This is a genomic window from Ruminococcus flavefaciens, assembly GCF_900116855.1.
Classification (GTDB): domain Bacteria; phylum Bacillota; class Clostridia; order Oscillospirales; family Ruminococcaceae; genus Ruminococcus; species Ruminococcus flavefaciens_R.
Genome location: NZ_UETD01000006.1, coordinates 60,224 through 84,217, shown reverse-complemented (window position 1 = coordinate 84,217; position 23,994 = coordinate 60,224). Strand labels below are relative to the sequence as shown.

The window sequence follows — 23,994 nt, the reverse complement described above, 5'->3', positions numbered from 1 at the left end:
ACAATATGAAGATGTTGAAAAGCTTTGAATATAATGTGACAGTAAAGAATGATGACCTGATAGTATGCGATCATCGTGTGCATGGCGTAAAGATCATGCCGGGTGTAACGTTTCTGGAGCTGATCTATGAGATACTTGCTAATGAAGGGTATGACAGGAGAGATTTTGTCTTATACAATGTTGTTTTCAAGCGCCCTGTTTCAGTATCTGACGGTTACAACAGAAAGGTCAGGATAAAGCTCTTTGAGACAGAGGCGCATAACGGAGAATTCAACATCTTCGCAGACAGTATACACCTTCTCAACGATTGCGAGACAGGTGAGTGGGTACATAATTTCGAGTGTAATATCAGGGCTGCTGAAGGTCACGGGCAGGACGACAGGATAGACATAGACGAGATAAAGCGTACAGCCTTATCATCTGAGGATATGGATATCGTGTATAAGCACGCAAGAGAGTATGATATAACTCATTATACCTTTATGAAGAGTCTTGGAACAGTTTATTATCTTGGTCAGACTGTGTGTGCAGAACTGCATCTGAGCGAAAAGGCACAGGATTATCTTGATGTATTTGTATCTCATCCCGTATATCTTGACGCAGCGACGCTGATCGCACCTTACTACGCATATCTCAATTCAGAATCGACAGGAATGGACCTTACAGACAAGCGTCCCTTTATCCCAATATGGATAAACGAGATAAGAGCCATGAGAGATCTTGGCAGAAAATGCTATATCATTGTAAGAGTTAGTGATATAAATATCCATTCCGATGTAATGTACACGGATTTTTATGTGTATACAGAATCAGGCGAGCTGGCATTGAGCTTTAAAAGGTTTGCCTATAAGAAGATACGTTCAAACGAGCTTATAATCAGCCTTGAGAACGAGGATGATGATACTGTACAGGAGAATGCCGAGAAAGCCGCCGCTTCGGCAGATAAAGCTGAGTACAACGGCGAAGATATCACTGAAATGCTGAAAAGCATACTCCTTGAAGTTGCAGACGGCAGGATCAAAAATATCAATACCGATGAGACTTTTTATGATATGGGACTGGATTCCGGAGATCTTCTCCAATTCGTCAAGATACTGGAAAAAACTATCGGACATACTCTCTATCCTACGCTTTTGTTTGAGTATCAGACGATCTCCGAACTGGCTGTTTATCTAAGTGAAAACTTTGATATAGAACCTGTGAAGGCAGCTGTCAGCAAGGAAACTACAACTGATACTGCTGTCAGGACCGAACTGCTCTTCTTTACATCTGCGGAAAAAGAACAGGGACCTTTTCTGAAGAGAAAGAGGTCGTCAAACGTTTTTGTGTGCAGCAGGAACAGAGAGGGTATAAGCTTAGGCAGGGCAGAGACAGATCGCTTATTTGTCGATGCTGCCGTTAACTGCGTTCATGACGTAAAAGGCAGTATTGATATCACAGATACAGTGGATGAGCTTTATATACTGGTGCCTGTAACGGAATGTGACGGTCGGGAGGTAATAAGCCTTCTTTACGATATATCCATGTACATTCTTGATAAAAAGCTGCTCAATAATATCCGACTTGTATTTGTGTCAGATGACAGAGGGAAAAACGCTTCTCCGTATAGAAGAGCAATAGGCGGATTCATAAGGAGCCTGCACAAGGAGTATCCGACTATTTCCGGCTGTTACATTAGACTGGAGGATAATTCTGCCGATAGTATAAAAGTATCAGAGCTTATTGCAGAGAGTGATCTTGAAAGCTCTACGGGTTATCATGAGACTATCCTGAAAAACACAAGAAGGTATGCAGTGCTGTCAGAGCCTGTCAGTGTACATGACCGTGCTGTATCAGCGGCAGCAGGCAAGTACTGTCTTATAACAGGAGGACTTGGAAAGCTTGGTATAATTACAGCACGTCATATGATTGAAAAGTATGGCGTGAAGATCATACTTTTAGGACGACGCAGCGAAAGTGATCCCGGAGTTGCAGAAATCCTTTCCGGTTTTTCTTCGGAAGATATAAGGTATTACAGTGTGGATATCGCGGATCAGGAACAGGTTGAGGAGCTTTGCAGGAGACTGGACTCGGAAAGAATAAGCGTGAGTATTCTGATACACTGTGCAGGGATCAATCATGAAGCATTTATAAATCGTAAGGACATGGTCGATATAAATGATGTCATAAATGTCAAGACGGAAGGCTGCAATAATCTGGACAAGTGTTTTGGAAATGCGGAGCTTGAGCATTTTGTGCTTTATTCATCGATATCCGGCGTTACAGGTAATGCGGGACAGACGGATTATGCTTACGCCAATGCCTATCTCACTGCCTTTGCACAGAAAAGAAACAGAATGGTGAAGTCAGGAACGCGCTGCGGCAGGACTGTAAGCATAGAGTGGCCTCTCTGGCGAAACGGCGGTATGACAATGAAGCAGGAGCAGCTTGAATTGCTGAAAAAGAAGCACGGTCTTGATCTGTTGGATGATGACGAAGGCATGAGGATTCTGGATATTGCTCTTGCAGGTGAATATGATAATCTGACCGTGTTCAAGTGTTCATCAGAGAGTGCGGCGAATAATATCGACAGTCTGCCTGAATTGACATACGATGACCATGAAACTGAAGTTCCTGACAATGATATCGCCATCATTGGTATAGATATACGTTTCCCCGGGGCTGATAATGCGGATGAATTCTGGGAAAAGCTTAAAAATGGTGAGGACTGTACCGAAGAGATACCCATGGACAGATGGGACAGCAGTAAGTACACAGGTGACGGCATATATTGTACAAGAGGCGGATTTATCGATAAGTATGATGCATTTGATGCGGATTTCTTTAAAATATCCGATGATGAGGCTGTATTTATGGATCCTCAGGAAAGACTTTTCTTACAGTCTGTATGGCACGCGGTGGAAGACGCCGGCTATACAAGAGAAAGCCTCAGGGATAAAAACGTATCGGTTGCCGTAGGTGCAATGTATAATCATTATCAGCTTTATTCAAAACTTAATTCCGGCATATATGATGTGGGAGCAGGTGGAGCGGCGTTTTCAGCTATTGCAAATCGAGCTTCGTATATCATGGATTTTCATGGCGAGAGCTTTGCTGTGGATACCGCGTGTTCTTCGACAATGACCGCATTGAAGAGCTCGATCGATTCCATTCTTCTCGGAGAAACGGATATAGCAGTTGTAGGCGGAGTAAATCTGACCATACATCCGTCAAAGTATGAGCTGCTTTGCAGGGCAGGTTTCCTTTCCCATGATGGGAGGTGCAGGTGCTTCGGCAAGGGCGGAGACGGTTATGTTCCGGGCGAGGGTGTAGGAGCGTTTGTGATAAAGCCGCTGTCTGAGGCAAAGAAAAACGGCGATCATGTTTACGGCATTATAAAGGGCATCGCGGCAGGTCATTCCGGAAAGACCAACGGATATTCTATCCCCAACCCTAAAGAAGAGGCTGCGGTCATGGATAAAGCAATAAGAAAGAGCGGAATAAGTCCGGAGCAGATAACCTATGTAGAGGCACAGAGCTCTGGTACAGAACTTGGCGATGTAATTGAGTTCTCAAGCCTTGAAAAGGTATTTTCGTCTGTCGAAAAAAAGGGATACTGCACAGTAGGTTCCGTAAAAGCGAATATCGGACATCTTGAAGCGGCTTCAGGTGTTGCATCACTTGTAAAGGTGCTTATGCAGATGAAGAACAGGCAGCTTGCTCCTTCAGTGTACTGCGATCCGATAAATCCTATGCTTAATATCAAGAACAGTCCCTTTGTAGTATCAGAAAAGCTGTCAGACTGGGACAGCACGGCGCTGCATAGAATGGCGCTGATAAATACCTTCGGAGCCAGTGGTTCTAATGTGAGTCTTGTGGTTGAGGAAGCCGAAGAAAGTACATATTCTGCAATAGACGGTGTTATACCGGTATTTGTGCTTTCTGCTCGCCGCAAGGACGTTCTGAGAAAATATGCAGAGAGTGTTCTGAGCTTTGTTTGCGGAAATGTTGATGATAGAAACATCGGCAGCTTCCTGTACACTTATCAGCTTGGAAGAGAATTGATGGAGCAGAAGGTAGTGTTTATCGTCCGTACAGCTGACGAGCTCAGGGAAAAGCTCGGTGTATTTATCAGTAACGGCACTGAAGGGCTCTCATGTTTTAAGGACGATGGATATTCCGATTATATAGAAGAAATAAAGAACGGCAGGACAGATCTTCTGAAGGGCTTTTATTGCGGAAAGAAGATCGGCAGAATGTCAGTTCCCGTGTATCCTTTCCGTGAAACAAGGTATTTTCCTGAAAGGCTCTGCGGAGAAAAGCATAACGTTGATGCGTATACCGAGAATGAAAACGATGTTATGATGCAGCTGCTTGAAAGCGTATATTCAGGCGAGCTTGAAGATGATGCAGCGTATGCTTTGTTGGAGGAATTATAATGAATGATCAGATAAAAGAAATACTGAAACAACTGAAAGATAAGACCATCACACCTCAGCAGGCAAAGGAGATGATGCAGCGTGTCACCAGCGTTTCGGAGAGAGATACAGTTAATGTGAAAACTTCTTCTGCTGATGTTGCGGAATGTACTGCTGATCTGCCGATAGATACAGTCAATAACGAGGTAAAAAGGATAGCTGCCGAAATAATGAACGTTTCCCCCGAGGACATAGATGCAGATGTGGATTTTGGCGAGTACGGACTTGATTCTGTAAGCATCGTTATGTTCATTGAGAAGATAAATGATTTTTACGGCATTGAGGCATCTCCGGCTGTATTATTTGAGCTCAAGACTCTTAACGATCTTTCGGAATATCTTATAAGAGACCACAGGCAGGCTGTTTTTTCAACATTTTCTTACGACAAGTGTTATTCAGAGAATAAAACTACCGAGGCACAGTCAGCCACTGTATCCTGCGATGATAATGAAAGAGTATCTGAAGTTGATGTATCATGCGGACTGAAAGAAGATGACATAGTAATAGTAGGTATGAGTTGTGTTATGCCTAAGTCAGAGAACAAGGAAGAATTCTGGAAGCGCCTATGCGACAAGGAATGCATGATAACCGAGGCGGACAGGACAAGATGGAATGATAATGCCGATATCAGCGGCATATACGGTGGTTTTATCGATCATCCTTATGATTTTGACCCGATGTTTTTCAATATATCCCAGGCTGAAGCTGAGCTAATGGATCCGCAGCAAAGAGTGTTTCTGGAACAGGTATGGAATGCTGTGGAAGATGCCGGCTACAGGATGAGTGATCTTTCAGGTGAAAAGGTCGGTGTATATGCCGGGGTCGGTACGCATGATTTTACTGAGGTACTGCTTGAAAGCGGAAATATCGAAAAGCCGTACAGCGCAACAGGAATAGCTCATTCTGTGCTTGCAAACAGGATATCATATCTTTTTGATTTTAAAGGACCCAGTGAGCCGATAGATACAGCCTGCTCAAGCTCACTTGTAGCAGTACATAATGCTGTTGAATCTCTCAGGGCAGATGAGTGCAGGATAGCCATTGCAGGCGGCGTAAATGTCATGATATCTCCCTCCTTGTTCCGTGCATTCCAGAACAGTGGTATGCTCAGTCCTGAGGGGAAGTGTAAGACCTTTGATGCAAAAGCTGACGGATATGTCAGAGGTGAAGGCGCGGGAGCGTTTGTGCTCAAGAAGCTCTCGGATGCTATAAAGGACAGAGATCATATCTACGCCGTGATAAAGGGCAGCGCAGTAGCTCACGGCGGAAAGGTATCGTCACTGACTGTGCCTAATCCCGTTGCACAGGCAGAGATGATATGCGATGTATGGGAACATTCTGATCTGGATATAAGCAATCTGTCATATATAGAGGCACACGGAACAGGCACTGCACTTGGCGATCCGGTAGAGGTGAACGGTCTGAAGAAGGCATTCAGAGCGTACTGTGATAAAAAGCATATCTCTTTTTCCGATATTCCGGAGAAATGCTATCTCGGTTCCGTAAAACCGAATGTGGGACACCTTGAGACAGCTGCAGGCGTGGCAGGTATGGCAAAGATAATCATGTCAATAAAGAATAAGTTCCTGCCCGGAAACGTTAATTTTGAAAAGCTCAACCCATATATCACATTTGAAGATGTGCCATTGCAGGTACTTGAGAATGGTGTGAAGTGGGATAACAGGGAAGGCGCTGACGGTGTTGAACCTCTTACTGCGGGTATCAGCAGTTTTGGCTTCGGCGGCGTGATCTCTCATGTCGTTTTTGAAGAGTATATAGATAGCCGAAAAAAGAGCTGTGTAGATTCAGAAGAGGTTTTTATCCTCTCTGCTGCGACTCGGAAACAGTTGAATGAATACTGTATAAAGTTTCGTGATTGGCTGAAGGAAGAGAGAGAAAATGTAAGGTGCAGTGACATTGCGTTTACTCTTATAAACGGACGAGAGGAATTCAGTTCACGTCTTGCTTTCACTTTCAGTTCTGTTAACGATCTTGAAAAAAAGCTTTCCGATTTTATCGGCGGTGTGATGAGCAAAGATATGTTTTGCGGTGAAGCTGAGAACAGCTCCGCAAAAGCTGTCATCTGTGACCGTGCAAATGCATCCGAATGTGCAAGGCTCTGGACAGAAGGCGGAAATGTTGACTGGAGCGGTATGATCTCTTCAGACGCATTCCGAATTTCCATGCCTACATATCCTTATGCAAAGCATTTCTGCTGGCCTGAACAGAACAGGGTCAGACTTTCCGAAAAACTTGATACATTCATTGACAGGAATATATCAACGATAAACGAGCATCGTTTTGTGAAGAGGTTCACTGTTAATGATAACTATGTAAAGGATCATATAGTAGGGGATAAATATATGCTTCCCGCAGCTGTATCGCTTGAAATGGCACTGGAGGCCTGCAGGCTGTCTTCTCAGGATCCGCAGATCAATCAGGTTTATTCGGTTGAGTGGAAAAGAGCGATACTGATAGGTCAGCCCTATACTGATGTGATCATAGATATTTATCCTGACGGGGATGATATATTCTTTGAGATCGGCCTGCTGAATACTGACGGTGACACAGAGGTATGTGTTTCAGGATATGCAGCTTCATCAACAGCTGCGGACAAGCGCGTTGATATAAATGATATTCTGAACATCTTTGATGACGAGTATTCAGAAAAGGAGATATATGATTATTTCGACAATGTCTCCATGCTCTACGGCGGAGCGCTGAGATGTGTTAAAAATGTCAGGGTATCCGGCGGTGCAGCTTTGGCAAGGTTAGATACCGCACAGTGTTCTGCTGATGATTTTATACTGGTTCCGGCGGTAACCGACGGAGCTTTCCAGTCCTTCATTACTATAAGCGACCTCAGATCTAAAAAGAACGCTTATCATCTGCCCTATTCAGCTGAAAGGATAACAGTCTCCGGGAAAGCTTCAGATATCTGCTATGCATATATCCTGAAAACTGATGAGACGGATAGCATACGAAAATATGATATCACCCTTATAAATGATAAAGGTATTGTTTTTGCGGAATTCAGCGGTATGTGTACACATTCCTTTGCTCATGACAATATTGGCGTGATTACTTATTCATATGAATATATCAGGCAGGATATTGAAACTTCAGCATCGGGTGATGATATATCTTATATCATAATAGACACCGATCAGAGCTTTTGTGACGAACTCAGAAGGTGCAGCTCTGATGTGAATTATCTGGAATATGTTCCTTCCGCAGATATCATGACAGGCTTGAACAGGATATCGGACAGCTTTGAACGACTTTACAGAGGCCTTAAAGATCATATCGCTGTTATCAATCTCACAGACAGAAACAGTTCCGAAGGCGCTGATGAAAGCATACTTAAAAGTGCGCTCATACCTATGAGTATAGCTAAGAAGCTAATGGATGACAGATCCGGCAGGAAGCTGTCCTTCATAAATGTTTATAGCGGCGATAATAATGATGTCAGCTATTACGCTGCGGCGGTGGCATTCGGTAGATCACTGAATAAGGAATGGGATAATTTTGACCTGAAGAGCATCAGGACAGACGGAGTTTTTTATAACAACAGGAAGCTTGCTGATATAGTGCAGAACGAAGTGAACGATCCATCATGCTATGATGATATATGCTATAACGGCGGCATAAGAATGGTGAAAAAATATTCCAGGATCGAAGAAGCTGTATCTTCATCCGATAACATAAACAGGAACGGAGTCTATCTTATCGCCGGCGGCGGCAAGATAGGCGGAGATCTTGCAGCCTATCTGTCACTTAATTACGGCGCAAAGTCTGTAATATTCAGCCGAAATGCTGATGCATCAAAGTACAGTGAGAATGCAGATATTTCATGCTTCAGAGGTGATATTACCGTAAGCAGTGATGTAGCCGGATTAAGCAGATATATCACTGAACGATATGGCAGACTTGATGGTATCTTTCAGTGTGCAGGCCGTATCAGTGATTCTACCGTTGCAAACAAGAGTACTGATGAATTCCTTGTAAACATTAAGCCCAAGGTCCACGGTACAAACAATATACTTTCGCTTACAGAGCAGTTCAGCGTCAGATTTTTGGCAATGTTCTCATCGATAAGCGCTATGTTTGGAAATGAAGGTCAGAGTGATTATGCATATGCCAATGCGTATATGGATTCACTTGCTTCAGAAAACTCATCCGACTGTCATATGCTCTCTGTTCAGTGGCCTTTGTGGAAAGACGGCGGAATGAGTGTTGACAAGAGCAGGATCGATTATCTCAAGGAAAGATTCGGACTCCACCTGCTCGGAACAGATACAGCTTTTGAGCAGCTAAGCAGACTCATATCCTCAGACCGAGCATTTGAAGCTGTAATGTATGGAAATATCGGTCAGATAGCTGCATCTGTAGGAGCAATGTATAATAAAGACAGCGTCTCAAAGGCAGATGCGTCAGCATTAACGTCTGATGTCGGAGATCTTGTGATATGGCTCAAGGAGCTTTTTGCAAAGAGTTTCAAAATCAGTCCTGAGTCTATCAATGAGAAACTTCCGCTGGAGAAATACGGTCTCGATTCCATAATGATAATGGACCTCAGCAGAGGACTTGAAAAGTATTTCGACAAGATAAGCAAGACCATGTTCTATGAGTGCCTCACTTTGAAGGATATATCCGATTACCTTGTTGAACACTATCCCGGGGCTGTAAACGATATCCTGCCAAAGAGCGGAAAAAGCAGTGTTGATGAGCAGATCGCTGATATAAAGCCTGCGAAGAAAAGAAAGGCATACTCACGGGAGAAAAGTTCAGTTGCTGAAAATGAAGATATTGCTATTATCGGTATAAGCGGCAGATATCCGCTATCGGATGATCTTTCGGAGTTCTGGACAAATCTTTCCGAGGGAAGAGATTGTATTACCGAGGCCGGAAGAGTACGCTGGGATTCTGACGGGTATAACAATATAACAAGTTACATGGGCGGTTTTATAAACGACTATGATATGTTTGATCCTCTTTTCTTCAATATATCTCCGAATGAAGCAGCAACAATAGATCCTCAGGAGAGATTGTTCCTTGAAACTGTATGGCATACGATCGAAAGCTCAGGCTACAGGAAAAGCGACCTTGAAGGCTCTAATACAGGTGTATTTGTAGGAGTCATGTACGGTCAGTATCAGCTTCTCGGCGCAGAGGAGACTGCAAAGGGAAATAGAGTTTATGTTCCGTCATACTATGCTTCTGTGGCAAACAGGATATCATATTTCTATAATTTTACCGGTCCGAGTCTTGCACTGGATACCATGTGTTCATCTTCTCTCACGTCAGTATATCTTGCGTGTGAAAGCCTGATAAGGAACGACTGTGAAACTGCTATAGCAGGCGGTGTGAATCTTTCCATACATCCGCACAAATATTCTATACTCAGTCAGACCGGATTCATTGCGCCAAAGGGTAAATGCAGAAGCTTCAGTGCCGACGGTGACGGTTATATTCCCGGTGAGGGTGTGGGAGCTGTACTGCTCAAAAGATATGATAAGGCGGTTCATGACGGTGACAGAATATACGCAGTAATAAAGGGCGGTGCACTGAACCATGGCGGAAAGACCAATGGCTATACTGTACCGAATCCGAATGCGCAGATGTCACTGATATGTGATGCTATAGACAAGACAGGTGTATCACCTGATTCGATACAGTATATCGAAGCTCACGGTACGGGAACTCCTCTGGGTGATCCTATCGAGATAAACGGTATAACAAGAGCTTTTCGTAAATATACCGATAAAAAAGGCTTCTGTTCAATAGGTTCGGTCAAGTCAAATATTGGTCATCTTGAATCTGCGGCAGGTATTGCAGCTATCACAAAGATAGTATTGCAGATGATGAATAAGAAGCTTGTTCCGTCCATACATTCGGAGAATATAAATCCTGATATAGATTTTGGCTCCACTCCTTTCTATCTTCAGAAGGAACTGACTGACTGGAAAGTCAGCGGCGGAGCTAAGAGAAGAGCTGCGGTAAGCTCATTCGGAGCAGGCGGCTCCAATGCACACCTTATCCTTGAAGAATATGTTGGAGATCATACAGTTGAAAGCTATACTACAGATGATGTATATGTAATACCTGTATCTGCTGCTTCAAAGGCAAGCCTGAAGTCTTACTGCGGGCTCCTTATTGATCTGATAAAAGAAAAAGATGACGTGACTATCGGAGATATAGCTTATTCCTTGGCAGTATCAAAAGATGCGCTGAATTACAGAGCGGCATTTATCGTCAGTGATAAGGACGAGCTGACGGAACTCATGAGAAAGTATACTGATGGTATCAACGATGAAAAAATTCTCGTTTCTTCATTCTATGACTTTGATGAAGTCAAGAGCAAGTATTCTGACAAGATTGATGAAATCAGCAGTCGGGCAATCAGAAACGCAGTCAGATGGTGCTGTTTTGATGATCTTGACTGGAGAGAGTACTACGGACGCAGCTTCAGAAAGATCGATCTCCCATTATATCCCTTTGAAAAGCACAGATGCTGGATAAAGACGACAGGCAGCGCTTTGACAGCGGAAAGCAAAGGAATAGACTGGATCGACGGATTCAATATCTCCGATAATATGAACTCGGGAATTGAGATGAAGAAGACGTTGAGTTCGGATGATGCATATATAAAGCATCATATGGTGCTGGGGCAGCATATCCTTCCCGGAGCATTTTCGGTTCACATCATATGGTCTGCATTGCATAAGCTTTTCGGTGATACGAAATTCCGCATCGAGAACCTGACATGGAGAGAAAAGATCGCAGTAGACCATGCAAAGGACCTTATCGTCAGGATAACGAATGACGGAGAGTATGTCATAGCTGAATGCTTTGACAGGAATGACCGCAGCAGTATATATGCTGACTGTAAGGCAAAGAGAATCAGTGAAAATCTTGGTTATGCAATAAATGATATAAACGAACTCAGAGAAGGCTGTTATATAAGCGTTGACGTTGAGCAGCTGTATGAATACTTTTCAGAGGGCGGTATAGTTTACGGAGAAAGCTTCCGTCTGATCAGGGAACTATGCGTCGGAAACGGAGAAGCGGTCGGCGTGATAGAATCGAAGGATACTGTACATGGTTTCGATCCGACTATCATTGACGCTGCATTCCAGACTATATCAGCAATATATCTCAACAGCGACAAAAAAAGCAGTAATACAGCTGTGCCTTACAAGATACAGGAGTATATCCTTTGCAATAAGGTCAGCAAAAGGTCCTATGTATACACATTCCAGAAGGATGAAACACATTTCGATATCGCTGTAATAAACAGCAATAACGAGGTATCTGTACTTATAAGAGACCTTGAGATAGCAGTGGTGAAGTCAGCAGGGAAGGACATTTCTTTGCCTGACAGATCTGATGAGAATATATCCGATAGTGAAATACATGATATCTGCTATGTGAATGAATGGAAGAAAGCAGATACATCGGATATCGTTTCGTCTTCTGTAAACAGTTATTCTGACAGTGTTATATTCTATACAAAATATACTGAGAAATTAAAGAATGCGATAATAAAGTACAGCAGTGAAACATGGACTGCTATAGAGCTTGGTCATGAAAACTATGCTGAAGGTGACCGCTATTGTATTGATGTCAATGATCCTGATGCTGTATCTGATCTGATCAGCAGGCTGAGCATCTCCGACAGGATACTCTTCCTCGGAAGCAGCGGCAATAATAATGAGATCGGGACAGCTGAGCTTGAAAGCATACAGCAGACAGGTCTGATGTCACTGTTCCGTCTGTTCAAGACTCTTGACGCTTCTTCAGCTGTAGATATAAAGCTCATCACTGACAGGGTATATCATACCGGAAATAATGACAGGAGCACATTCCCGTCAGATTCCTCGATGATAGGCTTCTTCAGAGCGGCTGTTTCGGAGTATCCGGAGGTATACGGAGCGGTTATAGATGTTGACACTGAACAGGCGGCTGAGAATAAAAACGGAGAGATCGACCTTATCCTGTCAGCTGAGGTGCAGAGTGCCCCCGGAATTATTCTGATAAGGGACGGCAGTGTTTTCCGCAGCAGACTCAGAAATTGCAGGAATGACGAACTCAACAGAAGACCTGCGTTCCGAAAGGGAACTTATCTTATAATTGGAGGAACAGGTGGTATCGGCTTTGAACTGTCGAAGCTTCTTTCCGAAAAGTATAATGCTGATATTATAGTTACCGGCAGAAGAGAACAGGATGAAACTGTAACAGAGAAGATAAACACGATCAATTCATTTGGAGGCCGCTGTGAGTATATAAGAGCAGATGTTGCTGATATGCGGGATATGCAGGCGGTGCGCGAACACATTATAGCGAAATACGGTAAGATAGACGGCTTGATCCATTCTGCTCTGTATCTGAATGATGTATCTGTTGCGAATATGAGCGAGGATGTGCTGAAGAGTGTATTAAAGCCCAAAACATACGGCCCTGTGGTAATGCATGAGGTGTTCAAGGATGACAGACTTGATTTTGTTCTGTATTTCTCATCCGCACAGTCTCTTGCTCCTTCTCCCGGGCAGTCCAATTATGCAGCTGCAAGTGTTTTTGAAGATCGGATAGCAAGGTATTACTCATCACCGGAATACCCGTCTTGGGTCATCAACTGGGGCTATTGGGGCACAGTAGGCAGAGTTGCCAATGACCGATACAGAAAGAGTCTTGAAAGAAAGGGTTTCTATTCAATTAATATCCCCGAAGGGATGAAGGCAATATCTATGGTGATAGGTTCTGATTCGGAGCAGGTCGCTGTAATGAAGTGTTCGGACAGTATACTGAGCTACTTTGGATATCATGCTGATACCGAAGAAGGGATAACTGAGCCTTTGAGTGATAAAGCTGAAGAAGCACAGGAAGTTGTGACCGATAACGATATCAGAAACGAGGCTGTCGAAACAAGATCAGAGAGCGCTGCAAGGACAAATGATAATGCTTTATACGACAGAGTATACGGCATTATAATAGATACGATCGTCGATATACTTGGCGTTGATGCAAGCAGCATCGAAAAGAACAAGCAGTTCTCGGAATATGGTATAGATTCAATAACAGGTCTTGAATTTGTAAAGAGCATCAATGAAAAGCTGGGACTTGCAATGCGTACAACTATTGTATTTGATTATGGAAATGTGGATGCCTTGACTAAATACATTATTGCCGAATTCAGTGATAAACTCGGAAATAATATCTGAAGTTTGTATCCACGGAGGGTTTAAGATGAATTATGGAAAAATGAATGCTGATGGTGAGAAAGGCAACACAGTAAGGATCGGAAAGCAGAGGCTGAAGGGGATATTGCGGAATACCTCAAGGCTGTCTGTTGATCCGGGAAAAAAATACAAGGTCTTGCTTGATTCACCGGGTGAAGTAAGTGAGATCAGACTTGCTGTTCTGCCTGACATGAAAACAGGGGATAACGAAGTAAAGATAGAGGTCTATGCCTTTTCACTTAATTTCGGAGATCTTCTGTGTGTAAAAGGTTTATATCCCACAATGCCGGATTATCCCTTTACTCCGGGTTTTGAGGTATCGGGAAAGATAATTGAAACAGGCAGAAATGTTAGCCGTTTCAAAAAGGGAGATTCTGTAATAGCAGTAATGTCTCATGATCTTGGCGGACATAGTCAGATAGTTGTATCAGACGAAAGATTTGTTGTAAAAAAGCCTGATAGCGTTACATATGAAGAAGCTTGCTCCTTCCCTGTTGCATTTATCACAGTACATCATGTGTTCAGGAAAGCATTGCCGAGAAAAAACGAAACTATACTGATACATACCGCAACAGGCGGTGTGGGACTGATAGCTGTTCAGTATGCAAAAAAGTGCGGATTGAATATAATCGCTACAGTGGGCTCAGAGGAAAAGATAAACTATCTGAAGGGGATAGGCATAGAGAATTGCATAAACTACCTCGTATCCGATTTTAAGGAAGAAGTTTTGAAGCTTACCAACGGAAGAGGTGTTGATATCATCATCAACACTCTTTCGGGTCAGGCTATATCCCGTAATATGGATATCCTTGCCCCCGGCGGAAGATATATGGAGATAGCCATGACAGCACTGAAATCGCTGAAATCCTTTGATATCTCCAGACTTAATGACAATCAGACCTTCTTCAGCATTGATGTAAGAAAGCTCTATAAGATAGCTCCCGAGCTTATTAACGAATATCTGGAGGATATGTATGATTTTCTTGAAAAGCGTGAGATCGTACCTACCGTTGGCAAGGTATACGATCTGACAAATATCAAGGAAGCCTTCTATGCTTTGGAAAACCGTGCAAATATCGGCAAGGTCGTAGTTAATGCAAGGATCGCGGCTCATGAAAAGAGAAGTGTTTCTTTGATCAGAATGTCTGCCGCAGAAAGCAATAACAGAGCTTTGAACGAAGAAATAGCGGTAATTGGAATGAGCTGCAGGCTTCCCGGAGCTGAAAATGCGGATGAATACTGGGACAATTTGAAAAACGGCGTGAACTGCATAGGTGATCTTCCTTACGATCGCTGGGGGTTATCTCCCGAGGACTGCGGTGAGCTCAGATGCCATTACGGTGGATTTCTTGAAAATGTCGGAGATTTTGATCCGTTGTTTTTCAATATGTCGGGCATGGAAGCAGAAATGGCTGACCCTCAGCAGAGGATACTTCTCGAGCAGATGTGGTCGGCTCTGGAGGATGCAGGCTGTTCAGCAGAGTATATGTCAGGCAGGAAATGCGGCGTATTTGTCGGTGTAGGTCAGGGAGATTATCAGAGCTATATCAAAGAGCGCGGCGGAGAGATAAATGCACAGTCATTTATTGGCAATTCCAGCTCAGTATCAGCTGCAAGGATATCATATTTTCTCAATCTGAAAGGTCCGTGCATATCCATAGATACAGCCTGCTCATCATCGCTTGTTGCTGTGGATCTGGCGTGCAGGAGCCTCAGGAACGGCGAGTCTGAAATTGGACTTGCTGGCGGCGCATTCATATCAATGACACCGCACTTCTATATGCAGACCGAAAGATCAGGAATGCTTTCACCTGACGGAAGATGCAAGACCTTTGACAATTCGGCAAACGGATTTGTACCGGGAGAAGGCGTTTCTGTTCTGGTACTGAAGAGACTCAGCGATGCTATAAGAGACAATGATCATATCTATGGCGTTATAGCAGGAAACGGTATCAATCAGGATGGCAAGACCAATGGTATAACAGCTCCGAGCACATTATCACAGACAGAGCTGGAAGCAGACGTGTATAATAAGTTCGGAATTGATCCCGAGAAAATCAGTTATATCGAAGCCCATGGAACAGGCACAAAGCTTGGCGATCCGATCGAAGTCGAGGCACTTACCAACAGCTTTTCAAGGTTCACCGACAAAAAGAATTTCTGTGCTATCGGCTCCTGCAAGACCAACATAGGTCATACGGTCATGTCGGCGGGAATAGCAAGTGTGATAAAAGTCCTGCAGAGTATGAAGCATGGTATGATACCGCCTTCAATAAACTATGATACTCCAAATGAACATATAAACTTCAATGACAGTCCGTTCTATGTAGCCGATAAGCTTATGGACTGGCAGGGAGGGGCTGATGCTCCAAGATATGCTGCTGTGAGTTCATTCGGATTCAGTGGTACCAATGCACATATTGTATTGAAGGACGCTCCTGCTGTATCTGCTGCGGTAAATAAGCTGCCTGTATATATTATTGTCTTGTCTGCAAAGAATCAGGCTTCACTTCGCAAAAAATATGAGGAGCTTTACTCATGGATATCTGATGAAGGAAATGATTCTTCCATACAAGATATAAGCTATACACTTCTCTGCGGAAGAACACATTTTACAGAACGCTGTGCGTTTACTGTAAGAAACAGGGATGAGCTCATAGAAAAACTTAAAGCTCTTGCCGTAGGCAACTATGCTGAGGGAGTATATCTGTCAGCTGATAATAAAGCACACACTGCTGATCTTAACAAGATCACAGAGATGCTTGCTGACGTGAGAGCAGTTCGGACCTACACAGAGGGAGCGGAAAAACTTGCTGCAGCCTATGCGGACGGTGAGACCATTGACTTTGCGGGAATATTTGAGGGCACCGGCAGAAAGATATCGATGCCCGCATATCCATTCAGCAGAAGGACTTATCTTTACGGCTATGATGAAAAAAAGCAGAGTATTAAGAGCTCTCACGGGATCAAAGCTGACGATGGATTAAAGTATGAGATAATCAGAAAAGCTGACAGTACGGAATGCAGAGTAAGCCTTTCACCCGGATTGACAGTAGTCAGAGATCACGTTGTATTCGGGCAGTATATAGTATCTGCTGCATTCCAGACAGAGCTGATACTTTCTTCTGTCAGAAAAATAGGTGTTACCTGCAATTGCTGCATCAAGGATCTCATGCTCCTGAAGCCGATTATATGTGCTGAGGACGGAACCGAGATCAGGATCGTATTCTCAAGGGACGAAAACAGGATAAAAGTTAGGATCACAGATGATGAAGACATGGTGTTTACTATAGGTGATATAGCTCCGGGAACAAATCAGTTTCGCAGCAAAAAAATGGATATCAGAGCTGTAAAAGCTCAGATGACAAGGAAAGAGGCTCCTTTATCGATATGGAAGCTTTTTGAAAACGGCGGAGTCCGCTACGGAAATGCATACAAAGGTCTGAAAAGCGTCGATCATAATAACACTATGGAGATATGCGCTATCGAATCAGTAAAGACCGGGATGGTGCATAATCCCTATGTTTTTGATTCTGCTCTGCAGGGAACATCGGTATTCTATAAATCAGCTGACGGAATGCTTGTACCGTCACGGTTCAGAACAGTCGAGTTCTATGCTCCTGTCCCGGATAAGGCATATTCCATTGCAATGAAGCAGAACGGAGCATTGTCGATATGTATTACCGATGAAAGCGGAAATGTATGCTCCTACATAGAGGGAATAGAGTACAGAGAGATCAGGAAAAATGATACCTCTGATGAAAGCGAAGATAAAAGCTATGATGAAATGTTCTTTATGCCGGTGTGGGAAAAGGTACAGACAGGCAGAAGCATAAATAAGTATAGCAATACGCTCTTTCTGTGTTTCAGAAAGATGCATAAGAGTGCGGTATCCATAGCTGACAGGGTGTGCTCGGATCATACTGTGATCGATATCGAGGACATTATAACAAAGGGAAGGATCGATATAGACAGACTCCTGAAAGCGGCAGACATTGCTTCGTTTGATTCGATTTTCATGCTTCTGGTAAATAATAATCTTCCAACGGATATAAAGGACATCTCTGTCGGACAATGCAGAAGGAGCATAGAGCTTCTGCACGGATTGATGAAAAAGCTTTGCGGGCTCGGACTGGATTCAAAGAAGATAGTATGGAGAATAATAACAAATAATTCCTTCAACGTATCGGAGGATGAGCTGATCGACCCTACCTTTTCGCCTATACACGGCATAGCAGCCACAGCATCGGACGAGTTTATAAACTGGAATATCTGTTCATTTGATATAGACATAACTGACTGCACAAAGAACGACATACTCTCATGCTTCAAGGAATATGAAAGCGGAGGAATGATAGCAGTGCGCGGTCATGTTCCGCTTCAGAGGAAGATAAAGAGAACAGACGGAATTATAAGCAATAACTGCTTTATCAGAAACGGTACATATATGATCATAGGGGGCTTAGGCGGGATAGGCAGGACTCTTTCGCGTTATCTTGCAGATAAATATAAGGCACATCTTATACTTGTTGGCAGGAAGAAGGATAATGAGGAAATATCCGGCTTTGTAGATGAATTGAAAGCCGTTGGCGGAGATGCTGTATACTACAGCGCAGATGCCGGGAATGAAGCGGATATCGAGAATGTCATCCTCAAAGGAATAAAAAAGTTCGGACAGATCACAGGCTTTATACATTCTGCTATTGTTCTGAAGGACAGGATGCTCAGAACAATGACAGATGAGGAGATGAACGCTGTGTTGTGGCCCAAGATAAACGGGACGGTCGTACCCGCAAGGATACTGAAAAGACTGGGTACAGAACATATAATGTTCTTTTCCTCAGCACAGTCACTGTTCCTGAGATCAGGACAGAGCAATTACTGTGCGGCGTGTATGTTTGAGGACAGCTTTTCAATGTTTTTAAAGAATAATATCGGAATGGATTCAAAGGTGTTTAATTTCGGATTCTGGGGAGAAGCGGGTATAGTTGCCAATAGCAGATACAGAGATAACCTCAGGAGAGCAGGCCTTGTTCCGCTTACAAACAAAGAGGGATTATTCGCTATCGAAAACGGGCCCTTTCCGAAGAGCGGACAGCTGGTCGTAATGAAAGCCGACGATAAGCTTCTGAGTATGAAATTAACGGATAATAATAATTGGAGGTCGGAAGAATGAGTGGCAATACATATGATTTCAGCATTGCTGATACCATCAGATCGGTAAAAAGTCCTGATAATGATTTCGCATTTATGGACGGTTATAACAAACTGAAAAAGATCGGATGCAGATTGGCTGCGGATTCATTGCACAAAATGGGATTTTTTTCGGTAAAAGGAAACATCGGTGTTGATGCTCTGAGGGAAAAACTGGGGATACTTCCCATGTATACCCGTATGTTTGAAGCAATTCTCAGCCTTTTGTCGGAAGAGGGGATCGTTGAACTTGAAGCTGATAACGTTCATATTACAGGAAGCTATGTGCCTTATCCCGAGGGCGAATACCGCAATGATATGGATGCCCTGCAGAAAGAGTACCCCGAGATAATGCCCTACAGCAATCTTATAGATCGTTGTGTAAAGGCATATCCCGAAGTGCTGACAGGTAAGAAGGGCTATACAGAGGTAATGTTTTCGGATAATACCGTATCACAGAGTGTATATTCAGGTTCGGGTGAGGTTGACTATTACAACAGTATAGTTGCACAGCTGATATATGATTATATTGCAGTCAATAAGGGCAGAGGCGACACAATACGTCTGCTGGAAATAGGTGCGGGAACAGGCGGCACCAGTAAGAGCGTGCTTGAAAAAATATCCCGATTTGTGGACGACAAGGAAGATATCAGATACTGCTATACAGATATCTCAAAATATTTTACGCTGTTCGGCAGAAAGACATTCTATGACAGGTATCCGATCCTTGATTTCGGGCTTCTGGATATAAATGGATCGCCTGCGGATCAGGGCTTTGAGTTAGGGCAGTACGACATCATTTTTGCCACTAATGTTATACATGCTACAAGAGATATAGCCAATTCTATATCAAATGCAAGGTCACTGCTGAAAAAGAACGGTATAATCATTATAAACGAGCTTATCAATAAAAATGACATTGCAACAATGACATTCGGTCTTACTGACGGCTGGTGGAGCTATACAGATGATATCAGGATAAGAAATACACCTCTTCTGACAGCTGAAAGCTGGAAAAAGGTCATGAGTGATTCAGGCTATAATGAGGTCATTGTTCATCCTGACAGCAGCAATTCACGTCAGGGCATAATCGTCGGTGTAAACGGCAGCCTCAGCAGATCCTCGGCATCCGAGGCGGAAAGCACCCGGAATAGTAAAAACTCAAAGAAGGAACTTATAAAGTATCTTAGAAAAGTCTTTTCTGAGGTGCTTAAAGTTCAGGAAGAGGACATCAAAAATGATCTAACCTTTGAGAATTACGGTATAGATTCGCTTATTTCAGTAGAGATACAGAAAAGGCTGAGTGAAAGATTTGACGGATTGTCGTCAACACTTCTTTTTGAGTATAACACTATAGAAAAGCTTGCTGATCATCTTGGTACAGCATACTCCGGGAAGCCCGCATCGGTCGCTGAAGCTGATACAACAGAAGCGGAAGATGATTTCAGTCTTTTCTTTGTGAATGATAAAACAACTGATGACGATGATACCGATGAAAGCTTTTTCACATCAGGGGAAGATGTTTCCGATGCAATAAACGACGATACGCTCTATGAAGCGGAAGAAAAAGCTGTGTCTTTCCATACTGACAATGATATCGCGATCATTAGTGTGGAGGGAAGATATCCTGATGCAAATGAACTCTCAGAACTCTGGGAGAATATCAGGAGCGGACGATGCTCTGTTACTACAGTTCCCGGTGACAGATGGGATACGGAAGGTTTTATTTCCGAGAATTACAAGGCTGAGAAAAAGAGCTATACCGCAGCGGGAGCATTCATAAACGATATCGACTGCTTTGACAATAAGCTTTTCAGGATAGCACCAAAGGACGCCGAGTATATGGACCCTCAGGAGAGATTGTTCCTTGAGTGTACATGGAAGCTCTTTGAAAAAGCAGGATATACGGGCGCGCATTTCAAGGATATCCACAACAAGGTCGGCGTTTTTGCAGGCGTAATGAGCTGCGACTATTCAAAGCTTGGCGCACAGCCGTCATATTGGTCGCTCACAAACAGAGTGTCCTATTTTTATGATTTCTGCGGCCCCAGCATCACAGTGGATACAGCTTGTTCTTCGGGACTTACGGCTGTTCATCTTGCTTGTCAGAGCCTTCGCCTCGGCGAGTGTAAAATGGCAGTTGCAGGCGGTGTCAATATCATTATACACCCTGAGCACTACAATAACCTATGTAGTATGGATATGCTGTCACGAAGCGGAAAGATCCATGCATTCGGCGAAGGAGCTGATGGATTCGTTGACGGAGAGGGTGTTGGTGCATTACTGCTGAAGCCGCTGAGAGATGCAATAGCTGACAACGATCATATCTACGGTATAATCAAGGGATCGGCTATCAATGCAGGCGGAAAGACTTCGGGATATACTGTTCCTAATCCGAATGCACAGGCAGATGTGATCAGGACTGCGATAGATAATGCAGGAGTTGATGCAGAGACTATCAATTATATCGAAGCTCACGGTACGGGCACTGCTCTGGGGGATCCCATAGAGATCAGAGGACTCGATAATGCATTTAGAAACTATACCGACAAAAAGCAGTTTTGTGCCATAGGTTCTGTCAAGAGCAATGTTGGACATCTTGAATCAGCATCGGGCATACTTTCTATCACCAAGATACTGCTTCAGATGCAGAACGGAACTCTCTGCCCTTCAATAAATGCCGAAACTATAAATCCGAAGATCTCCTTTGAGGATACGGCTTTTTATCTTCAGCGTGAAGCAGCGGAATGGAAGCATATCACAAAGGAAGAAGGCGGTAGAAAAGTTGTTCTGCCATACAGAGCGGGTGTCAGCAGCTTCGGAGCCGGAGGTGCGAACGCACATATCGTTTTAGAGGAATATCCCGATAATAAAGATGTTCTTCCTGATGAGAGCAATGCCGAAAAGGTATTTGTGATTTCTGCAAGGACAAAAGAGCAGCTCAGATGCTATGCAAATGCTGTATACGAGTATCTCTCGGCATACGGAAGCGGAGATTCTGTTGAAGAAATAAACGACAAGGTTCTGTCCGTAGTTTCCGATATACTGTATATAGACAAGAATGAAATAGATACAGATTCTGATTTTGAGACAATGGGATTCGGAAGATACCAGTTTAATACGCTGCTTGAAAAGCTCAGGGATTCATATGATATCACTTCCGATCCGGATATGCTCATAAAAAACAACACCGTAGCTTCGCTTGCTTCATATATTTACGGACTTTGCGGTGGTAGCAAAGCTGAATGCACTGCCGCACAGATAGCTTATACCATGCAGTGCGGAAGAAACGCCATGGAAGAAAGAGCAGCGATCATATACACCGGTATATCAGACCTGACATCAAAGCTTGGTTCATGGCTGAACGGCAGTGAAGACAGTATCATTTCCAAGAACAATATAAGCAGCGATATCAGGGAAAGCTTCAGAGAAAACGGTTATGATACTGATTATCTTGATGATATGCTCAGAAGCGGTAATATGTCAAGAGCGGCTGGATTCTGGGTACTTGGAGCTGATATTGACTGGAGACTTCTTTACGGACGCAGGTATACTGTTGCTCCTCTGCCGTCATATCCCTTTGAGAAGAGGAGATGCTGGATAAGCGGCAATACAGTCAGCATTCAGCCCTCTCACAGTGTTACTGTTACAGCATCGGCAGAGAGAAAGCAGCAGTACATTTCGGACGCCGGTACAGAGCTTAATTCCGCAGTATCGATGGAGATAGTGAACAATAGCATTGCTGTGGTCAGGATGCACGACACAAAGAATCGCAATATGTTTACCCGTGAGCTGGTAGACGGAATGAAGCTTGCTTTTGAAAAGATCAACAGCAGCAATGAGATAAAGGCAGCTATTATCACAGGCTATGACAATATATTCTGTACAGGCGGGACCTTTGACGAGCTTATTGATATGAGCGACAAGAAGGGTCAGTTTACCGACGCTTCGTTTATATACAATGCATTCCTTGAGTGCAGGGTGCCCGTGATCAGTGCTATGCAGGGTCATGCCTTCGGGGGTGGATTTGTATTTGGCCTTTACGGAGATATGATCATTCTTAACAGCGGCAGCATCTATAATGCCAACTTCATGAAGTATGGTTTTACTCCGGGACTCGGAGCGACCTTCATACTGAAGGAGAAATTAGGTCAGAGCCTTGCAAACGAGATGATGTTTACCGCAAGGGATTACCTTGGCAGCGAGTTGAAGGAAAGAGGTGCGTCACTTATCTTTGAGACTGACGGCAAGATCCTCGAAACTGCATTGTCTATTGCAGAGATGATTTCCAAGAAGCCGATGACTTCGATAGAAGTGCTTAAAAAAGAGCTTTCAGGTCGTTCGCTCGAGGCAGTCAACAATATCGTTAAAAATGAAGCGGATATGCACTCCGTAACCTTCGGCCTTCCCGAAGTAAAGGAGAAGATCACCTATTATAAGGATATTTACAGTAATAATAAGAAAAGCACAATACCTGAGGACAGCACAGGCGTAATACCAAAAGAAACAGCATTAAGATCAAGCAGCATAAAGGCAGCTCCTGAAGTTTCATGTGAGAAGGCTCCCGACAGGATACCGTGCGGTGAGATAAAGGAAAAGGTGACAGAGATAGTGGCAGCGAAACTGCACTATGCCCCTGACGAGATCAACACTGATTTTGCATTCAGTGATCTTGGTGCCGATTCTATAAGCTGTGTGGAGATAATAAGGGATATAAATACAAAATTCAACCTTGATCTTGAAGCTGCTGATCTATACAACTATCCCACGGTGAACAAGCTCACGGCACATATCGGTGAGATATACGGAAGTTCTGACAGAGTTAAGGACAAAGCAGATAATAATATCGCAGAAACGGTGAAAAAAGATGATGATGACAGTTCGGACGGCCGCATTACACTGAAGCCCGTTGATTCCGAAAATGATGAAGATGCAGCTGAGCAGGACGGTCTCATCACTCTTTCGTCACTTGATGACGAAGCCGCTGACAAGGGCACTCAGGATGACTATGTATTGTCGCTGATGGACAGGCTGAGTAAAGGTGAGATATGCGTTGACGACGTTGAATCAATACTCAGCACAGATAAGGATTAAGGAGCTTTGAT

General features: G+C 43.6%; 4 protein-coding genes. All 4 read left to right on the top strand.

The window, feature by feature from the left end:
* The first annotated feature begins 5 nt into the window (after positions 1 to 5).
* The 4 genes from DSZ37_RS07380 to DSZ37_RS07365 are packed head-to-tail and all read left to right on the top strand — an operon-like array spanning position 6 to position 23,983.
* Positions 6 to 4,418 (top strand): SDR family NAD(P)-dependent oxidoreductase, encoded by a 4,413-nt coding sequence (locus DSZ37_RS07380; RefSeq protein WP_109726281.1) that lies wholly within the window; start codon positions 6 to 8, stop codon positions 4,416 to 4,418.
* Positions 4,418 to 13,678 (top strand): SDR family NAD(P)-dependent oxidoreductase, encoded by a 9,261-nt coding sequence (locus tag DSZ37_RS07375; RefSeq protein WP_109726280.1) that lies wholly within the window; start codon positions 4,418 to 4,420, stop codon positions 13,676 to 13,678. The genes DSZ37_RS07380 and DSZ37_RS07375 overlap by 1 nt, the downstream gene beginning before the upstream one ends.
* 25 nt (positions 13,679 to 13,703) lie before the next feature.
* On the top strand, positions 13,704 to 18,872 hold the full coding sequence (locus tag DSZ37_RS07370) for an SDR family NAD(P)-dependent oxidoreductase (protein WP_109726279.1): 5,169 nt from the start codon (positions 13,704 to 13,706) through the stop codon (positions 18,870 to 18,872).
* Positions 18,869 to 23,983: a polyketide synthase gene (locus DSZ37_RS07365; protein ID WP_109726278.1), complete on the top strand. Its 5,115-nt coding sequence runs from the start codon at positions 18,869 to 18,871 to the stop codon at positions 23,981 to 23,983. Before DSZ37_RS07370 ends, DSZ37_RS07365 begins: the two co-directional genes overlap by 4 nt.
* Positions 23,984 to 23,994: the final 11 nt, after the last annotated feature.

Bases quoted from the DNA above. Each gene is read 5' to 3' on its own strand.
- DSZ37_RS07380 (WP_109726281.1), top strand. From the start codon at position 6: ATGAAGATGTTGAAAAGCTTTGAATATAATGTGACAGTAAAGAATGAT.
- DSZ37_RS07375 (WP_109726280.1), top strand. From the start codon at position 4,418: ATGAATGATCAGATAAAAGAAATACTGAAACAACTGAAAGATAAGACC.
- DSZ37_RS07370 (WP_109726279.1), top strand. From the start codon at position 13,704: ATGAATTATGGAAAAATGAATGCTGATGGTGAGAAAGGCAACACAGTA.
- DSZ37_RS07365 (WP_109726278.1), top strand. From the start codon at position 18,869: ATGAGTGGCAATACATATGATTTCAGCATTGCTGATACCATCAGATCG.